Source organism: Caulobacter sp. FWC26 (assembly GCF_002742645.2).
Lineage (GTDB): Bacteria > Pseudomonadota > Alphaproteobacteria > Caulobacterales > Caulobacteraceae > Caulobacter.
The window spans coordinates 1,908,128-1,929,284 of sequence record NZ_CP033875.1 but is presented as its reverse complement, the minus strand read 5'-3'; the positions used below and the strand labels follow the sequence as shown (position 1 = coordinate 1,929,284).

General features: G+C 65.7%; 24 protein-coding genes. 8 read left to right on the top strand and 16 right to left on the bottom strand.

Annotated features, from left to right (window positions below; translation table 11 throughout):
• Positions 1-26 precede the first annotated feature (26 nt).
• Positions 27-521 (bottom strand): 2-amino-4-hydroxy-6-hydroxymethyldihydropteridine diphosphokinase, encoded by a 495-nt coding sequence (folK, locus tag CSW63_RS10640; protein ID WP_168193739.1) that lies wholly within the window; start codon positions 519-521, stop codon positions 27-29.
• Positions 522-569: 48 nt separating this feature from the next.
• Here folK and CSW63_RS10635 point away from each other — a divergent pair, with 48 nt between their 5' ends.
• Together CSW63_RS10635 and CSW63_RS10630 are read left to right on the top strand one after the other, a co-directional pair.
• Positions 570-1,166, top strand: a complete 597-nt coding sequence (locus CSW63_RS10635; RefSeq protein WP_062097116.1) for an NYN domain-containing protein — start codon at positions 570-572, stop codon at positions 1,164-1,166.
• Positions 1,167-1,168: 2 nt separating this feature from the next.
• Positions 1,169-1,846 carry a uracil-DNA glycosylase gene (locus tag CSW63_RS10630; protein ID WP_062097118.1) on the top strand — a complete coding sequence of 226 codons (678 nt, stop codon included), beginning with the start codon at positions 1,169-1,171 and terminating at the stop codon, positions 1,844-1,846.
• Between the two features lie 49 nt (positions 1,847-1,895).
• Here the strand turns inward: CSW63_RS10630 and CSW63_RS10625 are convergent, their stop codons facing one another.
• The 11 genes from CSW63_RS10625 to CSW63_RS10575 form a co-directional block, all read right to left on the bottom strand.
• The gene (locus CSW63_RS10625; protein WP_062097120.1) at positions 1,896-2,447 is read right to left on the bottom strand and encodes a GNAT family N-acetyltransferase; all 552 of its coding nucleotides are present in this window, start codon (positions 2,445-2,447) and stop codon (positions 1,896-1,898) included.
• Positions 2,447-3,604, bottom strand: a complete 1,158-nt coding sequence (gene rodA, locus CSW63_RS10620; RefSeq protein WP_062097122.1) for a rod shape-determining protein RodA — start codon at positions 3,602-3,604, stop codon at positions 2,447-2,449. The genes CSW63_RS10625 and rodA overlap by 1 nt, the downstream gene beginning before the upstream one ends.
• Positions 3,601-5,619 carry a penicillin-binding protein 2 gene (mrdA, locus tag CSW63_RS10615; protein ID WP_062097125.1) on the bottom strand — a complete coding sequence of 673 codons (2,019 nt, stop codon included), beginning with the start codon at positions 5,617-5,619 and terminating at the stop codon, positions 3,601-3,603. Before mrdA ends, rodA begins: the two co-directional genes overlap by 4 nt.
• Positions 5,620-5,623: 4 nt before the next feature.
• On the bottom strand, positions 5,624-6,139 hold the full coding sequence (locus CSW63_RS10610; protein WP_062097127.1) for a hypothetical protein: 516 nt from the start codon (positions 6,137-6,139) through the stop codon (positions 5,624-5,626).
• Complete coding sequence (gene mreC / locus CSW63_RS10605) at positions 6,136-7,155, bottom strand: rod shape-determining protein MreC (protein WP_062097128.1); 1,020 nt, start codon at positions 7,153-7,155, stop codon at positions 6,136-6,138. The genes CSW63_RS10610 and mreC overlap by 4 nt, the downstream gene beginning before the upstream one ends.
• Before the next feature lie 47 nt (positions 7,156-7,202).
• The gene (locus CSW63_RS10600; RefSeq protein WP_056761599.1) at positions 7,203-8,246 is read right to left on the bottom strand and encodes a rod shape-determining protein; all 1,044 of its coding nucleotides are present in this window, start codon (positions 8,244-8,246) and stop codon (positions 7,203-7,205) included.
• A 352-nt stretch (positions 8,247-8,598) separates the two neighbouring features.
• Complete coding sequence (locus CSW63_RS10595; RefSeq protein WP_062097129.1) at positions 8,599-9,477, bottom strand: DMT family transporter; 879 nt, start codon at positions 9,475-9,477, stop codon at positions 8,599-8,601.
• Positions 9,478-9,481: 4 nt separating this feature from the next.
• A complete protein-coding gene (locus CSW63_RS10590) occupies positions 9,482-10,060 on the bottom strand; it encodes an O-methyltransferase (RefSeq protein ID WP_231737510.1) in 579 nt (192 codons plus the stop codon).
• Between the two features lie 144 nt (positions 10,061-10,204).
• The gene (locus tag CSW63_RS10585) at positions 10,205-11,779 is read right to left on the bottom strand and encodes a 2-isopropylmalate synthase (protein WP_062097130.1); all 1,575 of its coding nucleotides are present in this window, start codon (positions 11,777-11,779) and stop codon (positions 10,205-10,207) included.
• An 87-nt stretch (positions 11,780-11,866) separates the two neighbouring features.
• Complete coding sequence (locus CSW63_RS10580) at positions 11,867-11,923, bottom strand: hypothetical protein (RefSeq protein WP_127847010.1); 57 nt, start codon at positions 11,921-11,923, stop codon at positions 11,867-11,869.
• A gap of 96 nt (positions 11,924-12,019) precedes the next feature.
• Positions 12,020-13,975, bottom strand: coding sequence for an alkyl/aryl-sulfatase (locus CSW63_RS10575; protein ID WP_062097133.1), 1,956 nt, complete (start codon positions 13,973-13,975; stop codon positions 12,020-12,022).
• A gap of 48 nt (positions 13,976-14,023) precedes the next feature.
• Between CSW63_RS10575 and CSW63_RS10570 the strand changes: the two genes are divergently transcribed.
• Positions 14,024-14,698: a TetR/AcrR family transcriptional regulator gene (locus tag CSW63_RS10570; protein ID WP_062097134.1), complete on the top strand. Its 675-nt coding sequence runs from the start codon at positions 14,024-14,026 to the stop codon at positions 14,696-14,698.
• Here the strand turns inward: CSW63_RS10570 and CSW63_RS10565 are convergent.
• A complete protein-coding gene (locus CSW63_RS10565; protein ID WP_062097136.1) occupies positions 14,661-15,380 on the bottom strand; it encodes a TVP38/TMEM64 family protein in 720 nt (239 codons plus the stop codon). The two genes, CSW63_RS10570 and CSW63_RS10565, sit on opposite strands and share 38 nt — an antisense overlap.
• A 217-nt stretch (positions 15,381-15,597) precedes the next feature.
• Between CSW63_RS10565 and CSW63_RS10560 the strand changes: the two genes are divergently transcribed.
• A complete protein-coding gene (locus CSW63_RS10560; protein ID WP_062097138.1) occupies positions 15,598-16,260 on the top strand; it encodes a ParA family protein in 663 nt (220 codons plus the stop codon).
• Positions 16,261-16,289: 29 nt separating this feature from the next.
• Here CSW63_RS10560 and CSW63_RS10555 read toward each other — a convergent pair whose 3' ends face one another.
• Positions 16,290-16,883 carry a hypothetical protein gene (locus CSW63_RS10555; RefSeq protein ID WP_062097140.1) on the bottom strand — a complete coding sequence of 198 codons (594 nt, stop codon included), beginning with the start codon at positions 16,881-16,883 and terminating at the stop codon, positions 16,290-16,292.
• Between the two features lie 261 nt (positions 16,884-17,144).
• On the opposite strand from CSW63_RS10555, the gene CSW63_RS10550 reads away from it, so the two are divergent.
• A complete protein-coding gene (locus CSW63_RS10550) occupies positions 17,145-18,347 on the top strand; it encodes a pyridoxal phosphate-dependent aminotransferase (RefSeq protein WP_062097142.1) in 1,203 nt (400 codons plus the stop codon).
• 133 nt (positions 18,348-18,480) lie between these two features.
• Here the strand turns inward: CSW63_RS10550 and CSW63_RS10545 are convergent, their stop codons facing one another.
• Positions 18,481-19,116, bottom strand: a complete 636-nt coding sequence (locus tag CSW63_RS10545; RefSeq protein WP_062093913.1) for a glutathione S-transferase family protein — start codon at positions 19,114-19,116, stop codon at positions 18,481-18,483.
• A gap of 169 nt (positions 19,117-19,285) precedes the next feature.
• On the opposite strand from CSW63_RS10545, the gene CSW63_RS10540 reads away from it, so the two are divergent.
• Genes CSW63_RS10540 through CSW63_RS10530 form a run of 3 tightly spaced genes read left to right on the top strand, consistent with a single transcriptional unit; the run spans position 19,286 to position 20,583 of the window.
• On the top strand, positions 19,286-20,188 hold the full coding sequence (locus CSW63_RS10540) for a DUF6807 family protein (RefSeq protein ID WP_062093912.1): 903 nt from the start codon (positions 19,286-19,288) through the stop codon (positions 20,186-20,188).
• A 5-nt stretch (positions 20,189-20,193) separates the two neighbouring features.
• Positions 20,194-20,370 carry a DUF4169 family protein gene (locus CSW63_RS10535; RefSeq protein WP_062093911.1) on the top strand — a complete coding sequence of 59 codons (177 nt, stop codon included), beginning with the start codon at positions 20,194-20,196 and terminating at the stop codon, positions 20,368-20,370.
• A gap of 3 nt (positions 20,371-20,373) precedes the next feature.
• Entirely contained in the window at positions 20,374-20,583 is a 210-nt protein-coding gene (locus CSW63_RS10530) for a ribbon-helix-helix domain-containing protein (RefSeq protein WP_062093910.1), read from the top strand.
• A 296-nt stretch (positions 20,584-20,879) separates the two neighbouring features.
• Here the strand turns inward: CSW63_RS10530 and CSW63_RS10525 are convergent, their stop codons facing one another.
• Positions 20,880-21,068, bottom strand: coding sequence for a hypothetical protein (locus CSW63_RS10525; RefSeq protein ID WP_062093909.1), 189 nt, complete (start codon positions 21,066-21,068; stop codon positions 20,880-20,882).
• Positions 21,069-21,157: the final 89 nt, after the last annotated feature.

Below are 21,157 nucleotides of genomic sequence, written 5' to 3'. Positions count from 1 at the left end.
CCGCTTCGGGGGTCAATGTCCACCCTCTAGGCGCCGAGCGCCGTCATGGGGCGCGCGTCAAGCCCCACCGTGGCGTTGGCGGCCAGACGGAAAGCCGACTCACCCGTGATCGGGTGAACCCAGGCGGACGCCAGTTCGGCGAGCGGCCCCATCACGAAGAGTCGCTGGTGGGCGCGCGGATGCGGTACGACGAGGCCGTCATCCAGGACGCTGCGCCCGTGGGCGATGAGATCCAAATCGAGCGTGCGCGGGGCGTTGACCTGCTCTCTCGTCCGACCGAACCGCCGCTCAACCTCGTGCAGCGCGTCCAGGACCTGTCGCGGTGAAAGGTCGGTCCGTACGACCGCAACACCATTGAGATATTCCGGACCCGCCGGGTCCGGCCAGGCGGCCGAGACCCACCAGCCTGAACACGCCGCCACCTCTAGACCCACCTCGGGTAGCGCAGCCACGGCGGCTTCCAACAAGGCTTCGCGACTCGTATAGGCTCCGGGCAGATTGCAGCCGAGCGCCACGATCACGGCCTCGTCCAAGTCATTTCGAACGACCTGATTTTTCAAGGAATTATCGTGACCTTCTATCCAACCGACCGCCTGGCCCTGTTCATCGACGGGGCCAATCTCTACTCCGCCGCCAAGGCCCTGGGCTTCGATATCGACTATCGCAAGCTGCTCGACGAGTTCAAAAAGCGCGGAATTCTGATCCGCGCCTACTACTATACCGCGATCGCCGAGAATGACGACTATTCGCCGATCCGTCCCCTCGTGGACTGGCTGGACTACAACGGCTTTACCCTGGTGACGAAACCCGCCCGCGAGTTCACCGACAGCATGGGCCGCAAGCGCTGGCGCGGCGACATGGACATCGAGATCGCCGTCGACATGCTGCAGATGGCCGAAACCGCCGACCACCTGGTGCTGTTCTCGGGCGACGGCGACTTCCGCGCCCTGGTCGAAGCCGTGCAGCGCAAGGGCCGTCGCGTCACCGTGGTCTCGACCATGAAGAGCCAGCCGCCGATGACCAGCGATGATCTGCGCCGCCAAGCGGACAACTTCGTCGACCTCGCCGATCTCGGAAACATCATCGGCCGCCCTCAGCGCACGCCGCCCCGCCAGATGATGGACAGCCGCACCCCGGCCGAACGCGACGCCGACGACGAGTACTAAGCATGCCTCAGGCCTCAAACATCGTCGGCGAAGTCGTGCCCAACCCCGCCGAGCCGCCGCGCGACTGCCCGCTGTGTCCTCGGCTCGTCGCCTATCGCCGCGAAAATCAGGCGCTCTACCCGGACTGGTTCAACGGCCCCGCGCCGTCGTTCGGCGATAGGAACGCCCGCCTGCTCGTCGTGGGTCTGGCCCCAGGCCGCAAGGGCGCCAACCGCACGGGCCGGCCGTTCACCGGCGACTACGCCGGCGCCCTCCTCTACGAGACCCTGATCAAGTTCGGCTTCGCCACCGGCCAGTTCGAGGCGCGGCCTGACGACTCGCTGAAGCTGGTCGACGCGGCGGTGACCAACGCCGTCCGCTGCGCCCCGCCCGGCAACAAGCCCGAAACCTCGGAGGAAAACGCCTGCCGGCCATTCCTGAAGGCGCGGCTTGAGATGTTCCCGAACCTGAAGGTCATCGTCACTCTGGGCGACGTCTCGCGCCGCAACGTGCTGAAGACCCTGGGCCTGAAAGCCTCGGCGGGTGTGCCTGGCCATGGCTCGGAGTTCCAGGCGGGTCCTTATCGGATCTTCAACAGCTATCACTGCTCGCGGCTCAACACGAACACCGGCCGCTTGACGACGCCGATGTTCGAGGACCTGTTCGCGCGGGTGAAGGCTTATCTGGACGAGGCGGGCTAGCACGCTCCGGAATCGGAACTGGGAGCCGCGCGATCAGGAGCGGCGCTGGTCAGCTAGGCCGGTCAATCTCGTACCAGCAGCCGGGCTCCCAGGCGTCCCGCGCGGAAGCGAAGACTGGCCGCTCGCCAACAAACCTCATGCCCAGCTTGGTCAGAATCGCTTGCGAGGCTGCGTTATCAGGGTGAGCCTGGGCTTCGATGGTTTCGGCCGCCGGCAGCAGCGACCACAAGGCGGAAAGCCCTGCCTGGGCGGCCTCCCCCATGTAGCCTTGGCCGTGCGCCGCCTCCGCGAGATGGTAGCCGATTTCGACGCGGGTCCGCTGGTCTCTCGCGCCGCCGCCAAAGCCGCCGATCACCAAACCATCCGCCAGCCTTTCGATGGCGTAGCTCACGTGCCAGCCTTCGCATACGCCAGCCCTCGCCTCGACGATGCGTTGTAGCGCGAGTTCCGTTGATGTCGGGCCTGGCCATGAGCTGAGCCAACGGCTCACCTTGGATGTCATGTTGGCCGACAGAGCCGCTGCATCGCTCGGACGCCAACAGCGGAGCCGAAGGCGCGGCGTAACAACAACGGGAAGCAGTTCCTCCCCGCCCCCGTTCACTAGACCAGCGAGCCCTTGCCGCTGGTCACCTCGGTGTAGCGGTGGACACGCACGGCCTGGATCAGGCCAAAGCCGATCATCACCGTCAGCATGACTGTGCCGCCGTACGACAGCATCGGCATGGGCACACCCACGACCGGGGCCATGCCCATCACCATCGCGCCGTTGATCAGCACATAGACCGCGAAGGTCGAGATCGTGCCGCCGGCTGCCAGGCGCCCGAAGTGGCTATGGCTGATCGAGGCGATGCGCAGCGCCATGAAGATCACCGCGCCATACAGGAACAGCACGGCGAAACAGCCGACGAAACCGAACTCCTCGGCCAGGGTGGCGAAGATGAAGTCGGTCTGCTTTTCGGGCAGGAAGTTCAACTGGCTCTGCGACCCCAGGCCAAAGCCCTTGCCGAGCAGGCCGCCTGACCCCAAGGCGATCTTTGACTGAACGATCTGGTAGCCCTTGCCGGAGGGGTCGCCTTCGGGGTTCAGGAAGGTCATGACGCGGTGGCGCTGGTAATCGTGCAGCACGAACATCACGAACGGCGGGATAGCGACCATAACCGCGACGATCCCTGCGATGATGATCCGCCACGAGAGACCGGCCAGGACGACGATGGAAAGCCCGGTCGCCGCGATCAGCGACGCGGTGCCAAGGTCCGGCTGGTGCGCGACGAGCAAGACTGGCAGCGCGATCATGGTGGCCGGTATCAGCAGGCGCCATGACATTCGGGCGCTGTCCGCGGACAAGCCGTGGTAGTAGCGCGCCAGGGCCAGCACGAGGCCGATCTTCATGATCTCGGACGGCTGAAACCGAAAACCGCCGATCGAAAGCCAGCGCTGCGCGCCGAGCGACACATCGCCAGCGACCTCCACGGCGATAAGCAACAGCAGCCCGACCCCGTAGACCGGGTAGGCGGCCATGAACCACCAGCGCAGGTCACACATGGCCAGGACGACCATCATGATGAAGTAGAGCCCGAAACGGATCAGGTGGTTGGCCGCCCACGGCTCCCAGGACGCGCCGGCGATCGAAAAGAGCATCAGCGCGCCAGCGCCGGCGATCAGGCACAGGACCAGACAGAAGGTCCAGTCGATCTCCATGAACTTGATGGTCGGCCGGTCGCGCTCGCCGGGCCGGGAAAGGCCGCCGCTCAGGGTCATAACTGGCCTCCCTGCGGAGCCGTTGGAGGTGTCGTCGGCGGCGGAGGACCTTCGATGGGCTCTTCGGGCGCGGCGCCTTCCATGATGTCGTCCGGAACCGCTTCCGGTAGGGGCGCGGGTTTCTCGATCCGCGCGCGAATTTCAGGATCTTTCAGCAAGGCCACGCGCATCACCTCGCGCGCGCGCGGCGCGCCAGCCGTGCCGCCGCCCAAGCCGCCGTGCTCGATAATCACCGAAACCGCGTAGCGCGGGTCATCATAGGGGGCGAAAGCGACGAACAGGTTGTGATCCTTGAGGCGCCAGCGCACATCCTTGCTGTCGCGAGAAACGCCCTTGTCGAAGCTGCGAACCTGGGCCGTGCCGGTTTTACCCGCCATCTGCACGTCACCCAGGCCCAATTGGCTGTTGCGGTAGGCGGTGCCCGTCACGTCGTTGGCCACAGCCGCCATGCCGGCTCGGACATAGGCCAGGTGCTCGGGCGCGAACGGCAGGTCTGGGACATCCGAGCCGCGTGGGCGCTCCTCGCCGCCGATCGACTTGATCAGCCGCGGCACCAGCGCCTTCTTGGTGTTGGCCAGACGCGCCGTCATCACCGCCAGCTGCAAGGCGTTGACCGTCAGAGCGCCCTGCCCGATCCCGTAGCTGGGCGTCTCGCCCGGGAACCAGATCTGATTGGCCGGATTGCGCTTGAACGCTCGCTTCTTCCATTCCCGGTCCGGCACGATGCCCCGCTTCTGGCCGGGAATGCCGATGTCGAACAACTGGCCAAAGCCCATCGCCCGCGCGGCCGAGGCGATCGCGTCCGGACCGATCTTGAGCGAGGTCTGGTAGAAATAGATATCGCACGAGTTCTTGATGGCTTCGTGCATGTTTTGTGAGCCATGACCGCCGGGCTTGTAACAGCGCCAGGTCCGCCCACCGTAGTACCAGCTTCCCGAACAGAAGATCCGGACCTCCGGGTCGATGCCCGCGCTCAGCGCGGCGAGCGAGACCGTGGGCTTAAAGGTCGAGCCCGGCGGGTAGACCCCGGTGATCGCCTTGTCGAGCAACGGCTTTCGCTCATATTCGGCAAGCGCCTTGTACTCGGGTCCGGACAGGCCACGCACGAAGCGGTTGGCGTCGAAGCTCGGCGCCGACGCCATGCAGAGCAGGTCACCCGTGCGGCAGTCCATCACGACGATGGCGCCGCTCTCCTCCCCCATCACCTCGAGCGCACGGTTCTGGATATCGGCGTCGAGAGTCAGGTGGATCGCCTTACCCGCCACGGGCGGTATATCGCCGGCCGGGTCGAGACGGACGACACGCCCCACTGAGTCGACCTCGGTCTTGGTCGCGCCGGCGCGGCCGCGAAGCTCCTTATCGAAAGCCTTCTCGACGCCCTGTTTGCCGATCCGGAAGCCCGGGTGATGCAACAGGTCCTGGTCCTGAGTGGTGTCGCCTTCAGCCGCCTTGAGATCGCGGTCGGAAACCTTGGCGACATAGCCGATGACGTGCGCGAAGGCGCCGCCGAACGGGTAGACGCGAACCTCACCCATGTCGGCGGTGACATTGGGGAGTTCCGGCGCGCGGATATTGACGCGCGAGAACTCCTCCCACGAGAGATCCTCCATCACCACGACCGGAGCCTTGCGAGGCGCCCGGTCCAGCTCTTTGAGGATCCGTGCGCGGCGCGTGCCGTCGATCGGCACCAGCTTGGAGAGATCGTCCAGGACAGCCTCGGCCTCGAGCCCCTTGTCCTTGTTGATCATCAGCCGAAAGTTGGGCCGGTTGGAGGCCAGCGAAACGCCGTTGCGGTCCATGATCAGGCCACGCGGTGGCGGAACAAGGCGGTAGTTGAACTGGTTGCCGGCGGAAAGCTTCTGGTAGCGCTGCGCTTCGACCAGCTGCAATTGCGCGAGCCGTCCGCCCAGCGCCAGCAGGCCCATGCCGGTGAGCCCGCCCAGAAGGAACGCGCGCCGGTGGAACACCCCCTGGCGCTCGTTGACCTCGAAAAAGAAGATGGACGGTTCGCTCATCGCCTCACCGGAACCGCACGTCGGCGTCCTCGAAGCGATCGACGAGCCGGTGTGCGAACGGGAACAGCAACGCCGTCACCAGGAACTGCCAGAACACAGCCAGCAGGCTGGGCATGGCCAGGCTGTCGAGCATGGTGAAGAGGAAACCGGCGATCATGGCGATCCCGGTCACGCCCGCGAACCAGGCCCAAAGCATGGGTCTGCTCTGGCCGGTCATCGCGTTCCGCAGGATCAGCACCATCGCATAGGCGACCAGAAGCGACAGGCCCCAGAGGCCCGTCGGACCGCCCCAGAAGATATCCAGAAACAGCCCGAGAACCAGCAAGGCGAACGGCGCCAGGATCGACGGGCGGATCATCGCCCAGGCGAAGGCCGGCACCATCGCGAAGACGGGCTCTGGCAATTGCAGCCCCCAGATCCGAATGGGGGCGGCGAAGACTATGGTCGCGCCCATGCACATCAGCATGGGCACGCCCAGCCAGCGGCCGGGATTCAGAGGCCGCGCACCGCTCATGCTCATCGCGGCGCTCCAGCGGCTTGCGGCTGGGCTGCGCTGGTCGGCGGCTTCGGAGCGGGAGGTTTCGGAGCAGAGGGCTGCGGCGCGGCGACCGGGGCGGATAGGATCGAGGTCTTGGGGTCCTCGGTCGTGACCGGCGGCAGGGCCTTGGCTTGCAACTGCTGCTCATCGGCGAGCTGGGCGAAGTCCTTGAACAACAGGATCCGCACATAGTCGATCGAGGCCTGGTCGGCGAACAGCACCACACGCCAGCGGCCGTCCAAGCCCTTCACGGCCGCGCCGACCGGCAGGCCGCGCGGCACCACGCCGCCATCGCCAGAGGTGACGACCCGATCGCCTTGCTGGATAGGATCCACGCCGCGCAGATACTCAAGCTTGGGATTGGGGCCGCCGTCGCCGGTGAGAATAGCGCGGGCGTTCGTGCGGTCGATCATCACCGGGGTGCGCGAGGCGATGTCGGTGAGCAGCAACACGCGGCTGACCCCACGCGATACGCCGACGACGCGGCCCACGAGGCCACGCTCGTTGAGCACCGGATTGCCGACGACGATGCCCCGCTCGGAACCGGCGTCGGCGAGACGGGTGTTGGCGAACGGACCACGGCTGTCGCTGACGACGCGGGCCGACGCCATCGGGATCGGCGGGTCGGTGCGAAGCCCCAGAAGGCTCTTGAAGCGATCGTTCTGGTCCTGCAGCGCCAAGGCGCGATCCCGCCATTGGCGCATCTCGGCCAGTTCGGCTTTCAGCCGGCGGTTCTCGGACGCGGTGAAGAAGTAGCTGCGGATATAGTCGAGACCCAGGCCCGTCCAGCGTCCGGGCGCGGCGATGGCTCCGCTGACCGGCCGGGCGACGGTGTCGACGGTCTGCCGCGTCACGCCATAGGCCTGCTCCTGAAGCGTCTCGCGCCGATCGGCCAGCAGAAAGGCGACGCCAATGACCGCAGCCACGATCAGCGCCACCGCCGCCGTCCAGGTTAGCGGAACCTTCAGGTCGCCAAGTGGACCTTCGCGAAAGCGCAAGGACTTCTCTCCTGGCGCCCCCCGGCGCCTCTAGCGGAACGCTAAGTCTAGGCCAGGGTGGATTCCAGGACGCCCTTCATCCACTTCGGATGCTCAAGGACCTTACCGCAGCCCAGGGCCACGCAAGACAGCGGATCATCGGCCACGGTCACCGGCAGGCCAGTATGATCGCGGATTTCGGCGTCAAGGCCGCGCAGCAGCGCGCCGCCGCCCGTCAGCATGATGCCCTTGTCGGCGATGTCGGACGCCAGTTCCGGCGGCGTGGCCTCCAGCGCGACCTTCACGGCCTCGACGATCTGACCGACCGGCTCGGCCAGGGCGTCGGCGGCCTGCTTCTCCGAGATGCGGACCTCCCGTGGCACACCCTGCATCAGGTCGCGGCCCTTGACATCGATCGACAGGCCTTCGCCATCGGCCGGCGCGCGGGCGGTGCCGATTTCCTTCTTGATGCGCTCGGCAGTGGTTTCGCCGATCAGCAGGTTATGGTGGCGACGCATGTAGCTGATGATCGCCTCGTCCATCTTGTCGCCGCCCACGCGGACCGAGCGCGAATAGACGATGCCCGACAGCGACAGCACCGCCACTTCGGTGGTGCCGCCGCCGATATCGACGACCATCGAACCGGTCGGCTCGTGGATCGGCAGGCCCGCGCCGATCGCTGCGGCCATCGGCTCGTCGATGAGACCCACGCGACGCGCGCCCGCGTTCAGGCAGCTGTCGTTGATGGCGCGACGTTCCACGGCGGTGGCGCCCGACGGCACGCACACGATCACCTTAGGGTTCACGAAGCCCTTGCGGTTGTGAACCTTGCGGATGAAGTACTTGATCATCTCTTCGGCGACTTCGAAGTCGGCGATCACGCCGTCGCGCATCGGACGGATGGCTTCCATATGGCCCGGCGTACGCCCCAGCATCTGCTTGGCCTCGATACCCACGGCGTGGACGATCTTGCGCCCGCCGACATTGCGCAGCGCCACGACCGACGGCTCGTTCAGTACGATGCCCTTACCCTTCTGATAGATAAGGGTGTTGGCCGTTCCGAGGTCGATGGCGATGTCGTTCGAGATCACGCCGAAAAGGGAAGAGAACATTGAAAGCCCTGACTGAGGGGTAGGAGGGGCGTAACGAGCGGTCGGATCGAAGGGCAGGTCGTCGAAGTTAGGGCCAATTCCGTCCAAAAGACGGGGTCGGCGGAGAAGAAAAGGCTCCTACTTCAATTCAATGCGAGGACAACATGATTCCCGCATTTGGGGGATTTCGACCCGGTCCGCGCGTCTGAGCCCTAGACGGGAGCGCCGCCCCCTGGCCGCGCCGTCGTCCGAGCGACAAAAACGCGCCGACGCCGCCCGTTTGCCCTGCGAAAGCGTTGATTTCAAGGTCTATTCGCGGGGGTCACGCAGGCTTTTGCCGCCAAACCCGCCCAGCATCGGAAAGTGGCGAAATCTAGCCGAGGGCCGCCATGACCACGCCGACGGCCGTGATCAGTCCAGCGACCATCTGCGAGAACGTCAGGCGCTCCTTGAACAGACGCCGCCCGGCGATCGCCGCGATCGGCATTTCCACGACCCCGACAGCTCGCACCGGGCCCACGGGCGACAGCGCCATGGCGGTGAACCAGAGCCCGGACGCCGCCGCGCCGCAGAACCCCGCGCCCAGCGACTGTCGCCAGGCGGCGATGACGGCCCTGAGCGCCCCGCGATCGCGCCAAGCGAGGTAACCCGTCAGGGCCGCCGTCTGGATGGCCTGGACGACCATCACGGTGACCAGCGCCGAGGCGGCCGGATGCGCTGGCTCGAACGCCAGACTGGCTTGCCGGAAACAGTTGGCGCTCAGCGCGAAGATCGCGCCCGATCCCAGTCCGGCCCAAACCGCGCCCTTGCGCATGACGACCTCGCCGCGTGGCCAGGTCAGGATCGCAAGGCCCAGCGTGGCGATCAGCCCTCCGGCCCAGGTGACGACGCCTACATGGTCGCCAAAGAAGAGCACGCCCCAGACCAGGGCGAACGGCAGGCCGCTCTGCTGCATGGCCGTGCCCAGAGCGAAGGTCGAGCGCTGCATAGCGGTCAGCAGAGCCGCCGTCGCGGCGATCTGCAGACCAGCTCCAGCGAAGCACGCCGCCCAGAAGACCGGCGTCGGATGAGCGATCGCACCGGGCGTGAGGGTCCATGCGGCCACGGCGAAGACGGTGGCGAAGGGCAGCCCGAACAGAAACCGCACCAGGGTTGCACCCCAGGGTCCGGCGTCGCCCATGATGGACCGCTGCGCGGCGTTGCGCGCCACCTGAAGCGCAGCGGCGGCGACGGTGATGGGAATCCAGATCATCGCCTTACCGCTTCGCGGCGACGACGAGGCCCGAAGCCCAGTCCAGCCGCACCAAGGCCAGATCGGGACGGCGCTCGAGGTCGATAACCAAGCCGTCGACCCTGGCCTGATGTCCCACCGGCCAATTGGGCTGGGACGTCATATCGTCGATCACGTACAGCCCTCCTGACTTGAGTAGCGCCAAAGTCTCGTCCAGACCGTCGTACTTGCCCGGCCAGGCGTCGGCGAAGATCATGTCGAATGAACTCGCCTGTTGGCCACGTACATAGTCCAAGCCATCGGCCACCACGAAGATCAGGCGCTCGTCCACGAGCGCCTCGCGCGCGACGCCTTGAACGGCGAGGTCAACATCCACGCTGATCAGCCGCGCGGCGCCATCCATTCCGCTCAGAAGCCAAGCCGTGGCCAGGCCGGTGCCTGTTCCCAGTTCCAGAAACCGTCCGCCGGGTTTGGAAGCGGCCAGAAGTTGGAGCATCGCGCCGGTGTTCGGCTCAGATGGCATATCGAAGCCCATCGCGACGGTACGCGCCTGGATATGCGCCCACGCGGCCGGCGCCGCAGCCGTGTTGTCGCCAAAGATCATGGCGGTCCTCTTCATGGGCGCAGGCATGCGCCATCGACCGACTTCCCGCTGGAAGTCGGACGCACACGACCCGCCCTACCGGCAGGTTCAAGCGATGGGGTGGCGGTTAAGGCTGCGTTCCGACGGAGCCGGAACGCCTAAACCTTAGAACCCGCTGGCGATCGCCGCCTCGGGCCGGCTCTTTTCCTTGCGGGCGAAGAGGTTGTTCAGCGCGTTGACATAGGCCTTGGCCGAAGCGGTCAAGGTGTCGGTGTCGGCGGCCGCGCCGGTGGCGATACGGCCGTCCTCCTCCAGACGCACCGAGACCTGGGCCTGGGCGTCGGTGCCCTCGGTCACCGCATGCACCTGGAACAGGCGCAGGGCCGCGCTGTGCGGCACGATCTTGTGGATGGCGTTGAACACCGCATCGACCGGACCGTCGCCGGTCGCCTCGGCGGTGCTGGGGACGCCGTCGATGTCCAGGGTCAGTTCGGCCGACTGGCCGTCGGTGCCCGCCACGACGCGCAGGCGCGAGACACGGATCTTTTCCGAGCCACGGGCCAGGGCGTCGTCGACCAGGGCGACGATGTCGTCGTCGAAGACGTGCTTCTTCTTGTCGGCCAGCTCCTTGAAGCGACCGAAGGCGTCGTTCAGCGCGTTCTGACCCAGTTCGTAGCCCAGGGCCTTAAGCTTCTCGCGGAATGCGTGACGGCCCGAGTGCTTGCCCATGACCAGGTTCGTGGCGCCCTGCCCCACGTCTTCCGGCTTCATGATCTCGTAGGTCTCGGCGTTCTTCAGCATGCCATCCTGGTGGATGCCGCTCTCGTGCGCGAAGGCGTTTTTGCCGACGATCGCCTTGTTGAACTGCACCGGGAAGCCGGTGATGGCCGAGACATAGCGGCTAGCTCGGGTGATGTGCACAGGATCAACGTTCGTGCCGTAGGGCAGATGGTCGCCGCGCACGCGCAGGGCCATCACAATCTCCTCCAAGGCGGCGTTGCCGGCGCGCTCGCCGATGCCGTTGATCGCCACCTCGACTTGGCGGGCGCCGCCTTCGATCGCGGCGATCGAGTTGGCCACCGCCAGACCCAGGTCATTATGACAGTGGGCTGAGAAGATCGCCTTGTCGGCGCCCGGAACGCTGGTGATCACGTCGCGGAACAGCTCGCCGTACTCCGACGGATACGAATAGCCGACCGTGTCGGGCAGGTTGATCGTGGTGGCGCCCGCCTTGATCGCCGCCTCGACGCAGCGCTTCAGGAAGTCGCGCTCTGTGCGGGTGGCGTCCTCGGCCGACCACTCGACGTCGCCGACCAGATTGCGAGCGTGGCTGACCGAGCGGGTGATCGCCTCCAGAACCGCGTCGGGCTCCATCTGCAGCTTGTACTTCATGTGTACGGGGCTGGTGGAGATGAAGGTGTGGATGCGGCCACGCTTGGCGCGGCGCACGGCCTCGGCGCAGCGGTCGATGTCGCCGGCGGCGGCGCGGGCCAGGCCGCAGACGGTGCTCTCGGTGATCAGCTCGGCGATCTGGCGGACGGCCTCGAAGTCGCCGTTCGAGGCGATCGGGAAGCCGGCCTCGATGACATCGACCCCCATCTCCTCGAGGATCTTGGCCAGTTCCAGCTTTTCTTCCAGCGACATGGAGGCGCCGGGCGACTGCTCGCCGTCGCGCATGGTGGTGTCAAATACGACGACGTTGTCGCGCTTGCTGATAGCGCCAGCGGGTACGGTGGTCATGGGAGTACTCGTCGAAAGGGGTGTGTCTGCGTGCGGGCTGCGGGTTCAATCATCCCCTGTGCGCCCGGCCACGACGATGCGCGGCCCCTAGAGCGCCCAGGGGCTGATAAGCCGAAGCGAAAGCAGGTCGCGCGCGACAGTCATGCCGGACTTTCTACACAGCGCCCCTGAATCGAGCAAGCAATTTGCGCCACCCGAACGATCCGTCGCGGGCGGCGCAACTTCCTTCCCCGAAACCACTCACTTGGGGCGAGTTACGATCGGGAAGTCTGTCGGGAAGGTGTCAAACCACCCCGCCAAACGGCTCATCGCCGCCCGATCTCCCTCCAGCTTGACCTCGCCTTTCAGAATCTTTGGCAGCAGCGAGGTTCCCCGGAACAGCGAGTCCAGGAAGACGGGCCGATCGACGATCAGCGTCGCGTCAGCGCCCTCCCCGCCTTTCGACGGCTGAGCCACCAGCACGCCGTTGCGGACCTCGATCAGGAACCGCTCGTTACGGTCGGGGAAGACAAAGACCATCCGCAGGCGCGCGTCGCCCGCCTTCTCAGCGTTCAGCCGAATGGCCAGCACGTCGAAGATCATCTGGCTCTCGAGCGCCGCGATCATGTCCAGCGGCGCCATGGAGGGCGGCAGCTTGCGCACCCCGTCCCGCAGCTCATCGGCCCCGGTCAGGTACATGTTGCGCCACAGCGAGTTCTCGGTCTGGTACCCGAGCTGGTCATAGACGCTGGCCAACAGCGCCTTGGCTTCCTTGTCACGGTCGTCGGCCATCACCGCGTGGTTCAACAGGGTGGCGGCCCACCCATAGTCGCCTTTGGTCACCGCCTCCTTGGCCATCGCCTTGACGTTCGGCGCGCCGCCCATAGCCGCGACATAGCGCTTGCCGGCGTCGGCCGGCGGCGATGGGACAAGGTGCGCAGGATTGGCGTCGTACCAGCCCATGTAGCGCTGATAGACGGCGCGGCTGTTGAAGCTCATCGAGCCGTAGTAGCCGCGGTTAAACCAGTTCTTGGCCAAGGTGGGCGGCAGCTGGATCTTCGCCGCGATCTCGTCGCCGGTCAGCCCCTGATTCATCATCCGCACGGTCTGATCATGCAGATATTTGTAGGCGTCGCGGTGATCGGCCAGGAAGTCTTTCACCACCGCGCCGCCGAAGCGCGGCCACCCATGGCTGGTGATCATGATGTCCGAAGCGTCGCCGAACAGGCGGAGCGCCTCGGTCAATCCCTCGGCCCAGGCCTTGCTGTCCCGAACCAGCGCCCCGCGCGGGGTCAGGATATTGTGCATGGAGACGTTGGCGTTCTCGGCCATGTCCAGAATGCGCAAATCCGGGAAATAAAGATTCATCTCGGCCGGAGCCTCGGTCGAGGGCGTGTACTGGAAACGAACCTTGACGCCGTCCAGAGTCAGTTCCTGGCCGGTATGGTCGACGATCACCGTCGGCGGGATCAGGGTGATCGAGCCCCGGGCGATGTTCTGTCCGATGCCCGAGGTGATCTGCCCCTCGACGCCCGGCGGCAGCATGACCCCGAACTGGTACTGCGCACGCCGGCTCATGGCGTTACCCGCCAGGATGTTCTCGGCGGCGACCTCTTCCATAAAGCCCTTCGGCGCGACGATCGGCACCTTGCCGCTCTTGACGTCGGCTTCGTCGACCACGCCACGCACACCGCCAAAGTGATCGCTGTGGCTGTGGGTATAGACCACCGCCGTAACCGGCAACTTGCCGAGCTTCTCATTGACCAGATCCAGGGCCGCGCGGGCGGTTTCCTGCATGGTCAGGGGATCGATGACGATCCAGCCGGTGTCGCCTCGCACGAAGGTGATGTTCGAGATATCGAAGCCGCGCACCTGATAAACGCGATCCGAGACTTGGTAGAGCCCGTGCTTGGACAGCAGTTGCGCCTGCCGCCAGAGGCTTGGGTTCACCGTCGCCGGCGGTTCCGCCTTAAGAAAGTCATAGGCCGCCAGATTCCAGGCCGCCTGCCCGTCGGCGCGCTTGATGACCGGGTCTGCACGGGTGCCCATGAAACCCTTGTCGGCGAACTCGAAGTCCTGCCGGTCGTTCATCGGAAGGGTCTGGGCGAAGGCCTTCTGCCGCTCGACGGTGATAGGAGAAGCCGGGTCTCCGGCCATGGCCACACCAGCCGCCAACAGCGTCGCCAGCGCGGTCGCCGCGAACATCCCCCTGCGCATCTCACCCCTCCTATTTGAAACTTTATAGTTTCATTCTACATATCACCGATGAGCCCCGTCGCGAAAGCCCCATCCTCAGGCGCGCCCAGAGGCCGTCCTGGCCAGCCGAAGCCCCGGGTGGACAAGGCAGCGCGCGGCCTCGCCGTGCTGGAAGCCGCCGTCGAGGTTTTCGCCGAGAAGGGGCTGCAGGCCGCCACGATGCAGGACGTCGCCGATCGTATGGGCGTGGCCAAGATCCTGATCTATCGGCTCTACCCGTCTCGTCAGGCTCTCATCGACGCGCTGTTCGCCGACATGCTGGCGCGGGTCGAGGCCGAAGCGGGGCGACCTTGGGGCGGCTATGGGTCGAGCATCGCCCGCCTGGTGACCATGTCACGCGTCAATCCCAAGCTGGCGTTGCTTCTGCTGCGGGACGCGCGCGCCGCGCCCGAGGCCGTCGCCTGGCGCACGGCGCTGGAAGACTTGCTGACCCGCCTGATCGAACCCTTCGTCGCCGCGCCGCCCAACGCTTCGGAAGCGGCGCGCGCCACCTGCCGCCACGCCGCGCGCACCTTCATGCCGTTCGTGATCGAGGCCTGGGCCGCGGGGATAGAGGAAAGCGACGGCATGGATGACGCGACCCGCACCCGCTGGTTTGGCGAGATCGTCCGCGCCTGGCGAGAAGCCACCTACGCCGCCGCCGGACTTAGCCCTCTGCCGCTTCCCCAGCCTCCCGGCGCTTGAGCCAGGCGCGGCTGAGCAATCCCATCGCCAGCCAGATCACAATCGCCAGCGCGATCATGGCGATATGCTGCTTTCCCCCGCCACGCATGGCCTGAACGATCGAGTTGCCGGCGAAGGCGGTGAGGGCGATTTTCGGGATGATGCCGATCGCCGTCCCGGCCGTGAAGTCGCGCAAGCGCATGGGCGTAACGCCGGCGGCCATGTTGACGACGATAAACGGCGCGCTCGGCACAAGGCGAACGATCAAGCTGGCCATGAAGCCGTTCTTGCCGATCATCCGCATGAACTTGTTGACGCCTTCGCCCGCGAAGTCTCGCAGGATGCGGGCGCCGTAGACGCGGCCAAGCCAGAATCCGACCAGTGACGAGACCAGCGTGCCGATCCAACTGTAGGCAAAACCCGTCACAGGCCCGAAAGCCACGACAGCAGCCGCGATCAGCACGAACTGCGGAACGCCCAAGAACGCCATGACCGCAAAAGCGGCGACCGCCACGGGCAGCGCCCATGGTCCGCTTGCCGCGCCTAGCCAATGCTCGACCGTCGCCTCGCCATTAACGCCCAACACCTGCGCGCCAAAAAGGAAGACGACACCCACGCCACCAAACAGCACGAACGAAACCGCCACCGTTCGCCAGGCGCGGGCGTCCATATTGGTCACAAAGTCGAGGATACGGCGGATCACGGGCCCTCCTCGCCCAAGCGTCGTCAGGGGTCAAGCCGCGCTCGTCGGACAGTTGCAAACGAAACAGGCGATTTTCCGACCGCTACCTCTAAACCGCGATCCGGGGACGCCAAGATTCGCCCATCGCGACATTTGTGTTGCACACGTTTAACATGACAGCGTTACTTATCCACAGGCCCTTAAGCCTGCAGACCCCGGCGCCAAAAGGAGAGCGGACGTGAAAACCTTGGCTGTCATCTCCCGTAAGGGCGGCGCCGGCAAGACGACGCTCTCGGTCAATCTGGCGATTACCGCGCACCTTTCCGGCCTTAGGACCATGTTGGCGGATATCGACCCGCAGCGCTCGGCGTCGGACGCTCTGAGGGCCCGCGCAGGCGATGGTCCGGTTCTCGCCGAAATCAACGCGGGCAAACTCTTCTCGACCCAGGTGCAGGCCAAGAGCGCCGATTTCGACGCGGTCATCATCGACACGCCCGCCTCCCCGGAGGCCGAGGCCTTGCAAGCGATCAACTGCGCCGATCTTTGCGTGCTCGTGTGTCGGCCGACCTTCCTGGATATCGCCTCGGTGGTCCGCTCAGCCGAGGCCGTGCGCCGTCTAGGCAAGAAGGGGCTGATCGTGCTGAATCAGGCGCCGTCGCGCCGCAACGGGGTCGAGCCGCCTGCCGTGCTGAAAGCGGCGGAAGCCCTTCGGTTTAGCGGAATGCCGCTTGCCGGCGTGGGCTTGCGCGCCCGTGCGGCCTTTCAGCAATCGATCGCCCATGGTCGGTCGGTTTGCGAGTGGGAGCCGGGATCGCCCGCCGCCGAAGAAATTACGCGTCTTTGGACGCTGCTGGCGCCAATGCTGCTCGGCCAAGAGGACATCCGGGTTCGCGCCGGATAAGCGCTCGCAATACGTCGGAGTTGGCGACCCTAGCCCCCCGCGAGCTTGCGCAGATCGTAGTCCGGCCCAAAGTTCAGGACGAACAAAGCCCCCAGCAGAACAGTCTGCTTGGCGGATCCAAGATGCAGGCCGACCGCGCCCGTCCCCGCCGGGATGTCGATCAGAGCGCGCCCCGGCACGGTGTACATCTTCCACTCGCCGCCGACCTTGATCCCCCCCTGCAAAGCGGCGTCGTAGGGCGCGGCGGCCTGCTGGACTCGGACAGCCGGAATCTCGGCGCTGGCCGCACCGCCATCAACAGCCTCGGCCTTGGCCCAGAACGCCACCAGCAGAACGTCGCCCTTAGCGATCTTGCCGGCTATCGGCTGCGAGGCCCCCACGTCCCAAGGTTTGCCGCTGGCGGCCAGAATCTCGACCTTGGTCGCCGCGCTCCCCTGAACCGCCTTGTCCTTCACCTGCGCGCTTTTCTGGCCCGCGCCGTAGACGCCCCATGTCGCCGAGGGCTTGTTGATAGCCTTTTGCAGGATTTCCCCGTCGCCCGACTGACGCGCCAGTCCCGGCGAGGCTGCGCCGATAGCCAGGGCCAGCGCGGCGAGCGCGATATAAAGAAGCTTCAGCTTCATAGTTGACTTCCCCGCCCTTCATGGCCGGTCAGCGGCCCTGCGTTTCCTCTGAGGATCGTCCGTGTTCCCCGGTACAGCCCCCTCAAATGGTAGCGGTATCTTTGAGCGACATCTCGCGCAAGAACCCCGAGCGCGGACTTAGCCAAAATGTCTTGAAGCAGGACCTTGCCGCGTTGCACCACGGCGAACGGGGGCGTAAGACCGCCGCAATCCTGAAACGGTCCTCAGTCGGACCAGGCAAACCCAGGGGAGTCCTGCAAGATGTCGCTCGAGTCCGCCGCCCTGCGGCGCATCGCACCGTCGGCCACCATCGCCATCAGCGCCAAGGCGCGCGCGCTGAAGGCCGCCGGTCGTGACGTAATCGCCCTTTCCGCAGGCGAGCCCGACTTCGACACGCCGGACAATATCAAAAACGCCGCGATCGAGGCGATCAAGGCCGGCAAGACCAAGTACACCGACCCCGACGGCATGCCCGAGCTGAAGGCCGCCATCTGCGCCAAGTTCAAGCGCGAGAACGGCCTGGAGTACAAGCCGAGCCAGATCCACGTCGCCCCAGGCGGCAAGCCGGTGATCTACAACGCCTTGGTCGCCACCCTGAACCCGGGCGACGAGGTGATCATCCCGGCGCCATACTGGGTGTCGTATCCCGACATGACCCTGCTGGCAGGCGGCACGCCCGTCTCGGTCGAGACCACCGCCGAGAGCGGCTTCAAGATCACCCCGGAAGCCCTCGAAGCGGCGATCACGCCCAGGACCAAGTGGCTGATCATCAACAGCCCCTCGAACCCCTCGGGCGGCGCCTATACCCGCGCCGAGCTGCAGGCGATCGCGGACGTGCTGCTGCGCCATCCACAGGTCTGGGTGCTGACCGACGACATGTACGAGCACCTAGTGTTCGACGACTTTGAGTTCACCACCATCGCCCAGGTCGAGCCCAAGCTCTATGACCGCACCCTGACGATGAACGGCGTCTCGAAGGGCTATTCGATGACCGGCTGGCGCATCGGCTACGCCGGCGGACCCGAGCCGCTGATCAAGGCCATGGGCAAGATGATCAGCCAGACGACCTCCAACCCCTGCTCGATCTCGCAGTGGGCCGCGCTCGAGGCGCTGAACGGCACGCAGGACTTCATCAAGCCGAACGCCAAGTTGTTCCAGGAGCGCCGCGACCTCGTGGTGTCGATGCTGAACCAGGCCACTGGTCTGCACTGCCCGACCCCGGAAGGCGCGTTCTATGTCTATCCGTCGTGCGCCGGCCTGATCGGCAAGACCGCGCCCTCGGGCAAGGTCATCGCGAGCGACGAAGACTTCGCCACTGAGCTGCTGGAAAGCGAAGGCGTGGCCGTGGTGCACGGTGCGGCGTTCGGCCTCTCGCCGTTCTTCCGCATCAGCTACGCGACCAGCAACGAAGTTCTGGAAGACGCCTGCTCGCGCATCCAGCGCTTCTGCGCCAACGTGAAGTAGACTTCAAACCCTCCCCCTAGCGGGGGAGGTGTCGGCTCGAAGAGACGACGGAGGGGGAAGAGGCACGCGCTCAGGCCCTTCCCCCTCCGGCGCTTCGCGCCACCTCCCCCGCTAGGGGGAGGATTTTCAACGTCTACCCGCCAATCCAGTCGGTCAGACCCTCGCGGGCGTGAACCTCGCGCAGCGCCGGTCGCTGACGCATTCGATCAAGATAGCGCTTTAGGTTCTCCCACTCCGTCGCAGGCTTAGGCATGTTTCGTGTCCAGCGGCAGAGGATCGTCGCGAGAAGGTCCACCGTCGTGAAGCCTTCGCCGACCACGAAGTCCCTTTCAGCGAGGTGCGCGTCCAAGCGCGTGAGCCCCGCCTCGATCTTCGCGCGCGCAGCGGCCCGCACGGCCTCCAGCGCCTCGCCGTCCGCCGGTTCGTGCGGATAGAACCAGGCCCTGAAATGGGGCTGAAAGCTGTTGGCCAGCCAGAAGCTCCAACTGAGATAGGCGGCGCGGTCAGGCGAGCCCGGCGCGGGCGCGAACCCCGCCTCAGGATGACGCTCGGCGAGCAGCGTGGCGATCGCCGCCATTTGGGTGACCGGCGCGCCATCGACGATCAAGGTCGGCACGACGCCGTCCGGATTGATCGTCAGGTACTGCGCGGTCTTGTGCTCGCCCTTGTCGAAGTCCAGCAAGCGAATCTCGAACGGAACGGCCAGTTCCAGCAACAGCCAGTGAATGGCCGTACCGGCAGTGCTCGGCGAGCCGTAGAGCGTGTACATGGCGCATCCTTCCGTTTTCGCAGCGGATAGACGGCTGCTTCCCGGCCGGGGTCAAGTCGGCGAAAGCGCAGCCGTCGTGAGATCAGTGGTCACGCATCGCGAAACTTCGCGCTTGCCATGCACGCGGAGATTGTTCTTGATACGTTCACGCCAAGCTTCGGAGAAATCCATGAGCCTCCGCTCGTTTCTCACCGCCACCATCCTGGCGCTCGCCTCGCCGGTTCTGGCCGATCCCGCGATCGGCAAGCGCGTCGATGCGGTCTTCGCCGACGACACCGTCACATTGACCGAGGCTGGCAAGACGGTGCTCGTCTATCGGACAAAGCCGATCAATCCCGCGACTGAGCCAGGTCGAGCCAACTATATCAGCCCGCTCTACGCCCCGGATGGCACGGCGCTGACCGAGGACAAGCCCGGCGACCACCCCCATCAGCGCGGCGTCTGGTGGGCGTGGATGAAGGTGCAGGCGGACGGCAAGATCGTCGCCGATGGCTGGTACATGAAGAACCTGGCTTACTCAGTCCGCGAGAAGCGCTTCCTCGGCGACGCCGAAGGCGGTGGGACGCTGACGGTCGAGGTCGACTGGATCGTCAATTCCGGAGACGAACTCTCTTTCGTCGCCCGCGAAGTCACCAAGGTGACGGTGCGTCCCCTCAAATCCGGTGTCCGGCGGCTGGAGTTCGACACAACCATTACCTCTCGCCTCGACGCGCTCGGGCTGGGTGGCAGCGAGGACGACCGGGGGTTCGGCGGCTTCTCGATCCGTCTGGTCGATCCCGAGCATCTGACCTTCGCGTCGGGCGGCAAGACCCTCGTCCCGAACGGAGCGGTCCTGGACGCCGGACAGTCGATGGGCTTCGCTTGGTCAGGCGGCTCCAATTCGCCGGCCTGGACGGTAGGCCTGGCCTGCAAGGCCAACGGGCAAGCAGTGACGCGCTGGATGTTGTATAATGTTCGCTCGATGCAGAACTGCGTCTTTCCAGGCCGCGCGCCGATGATCCTCAAGAAGGACCAGACGCTGCGGCTGCAAGAGACTGTGATCATCCGTCCCGTCGCCAAGAAGAAGCCCTGAGACCCATGGCCGACATCGTCAATCTGAACCAAGCGCGCAAGGCGAAGGCCAAGGCCGACGACAAGGTGCGCGCCGCCGAAAATCGCGTGCGCTTTGGCCGAACCAAGGGCGAGAAGACCCTGAATGCAGCGCGCGCGGACAAGCTTCGCCGCGATCTCGACGGCGCCAAGCGTGAGGACTGACGCCTGGCTGGTTTGAAAAAGAGATCCGTGAACCTCGCCGGCCACGCGACATCGCTCGCCCTGGAGCCAGAGTTCTGGGCGGTGCTCGACCGCGCAGCCGAACGGGAAGGCCTCAGCCTCGCAGGTCTGATCCAGCGCATAGATCTGAAGCGAGGCGAGAGACCGCTCGCGTCGGCCTGTCGGGTGTTCGCCCTGTCCTGCGCGGGAGGCTGAAACCTCTTGCGCTGCTAACGGCGCCTAGCGCGTCGTGTACGCTAAGGTGATCTGGGGTCGTTTTTGGGTCGGCAGGGGCGGAGGTTGGGGCCCCGGCGCGGTCGGCGCGAGCCGCGATAGATCGGGCAGCCCCTGCCGCCACTGCGCTTGGTCGCCGGCCATGACGCCGAGACGCCAAGCGCCCGCGATCGCCACGACGACGGCGACTGCGACTCCGAGGGCCACCCAGCCGCCACCACGCGAGCTTGCGACGTGGCGATGGTCAGAGGGGCGAGCCGGCGACCGCATGGCGATCCTCAGCTTCCGGCAGGCTTCGGCGCGTCCGGCAGCTTCGGCGCCGACGCCGAGATGTCCACATCGACCTTCTTCTGCTGGGTGAAGCCGCCGGACATCACGAAGAAGGCCAGCACGGCGACCACCACAACCAAGGCGCCAACAATAAACGCCAAGCCACTATTTCCGCCCCTGCTGGCACCGTCCGCCATATGAACCTCCGCGCCTTTCGGCCATGTCTGTGATGGCCGATCAACGGCGCGCGATACCGGAAGTTCCGTTCGTCCAAGAAGGCGCATCA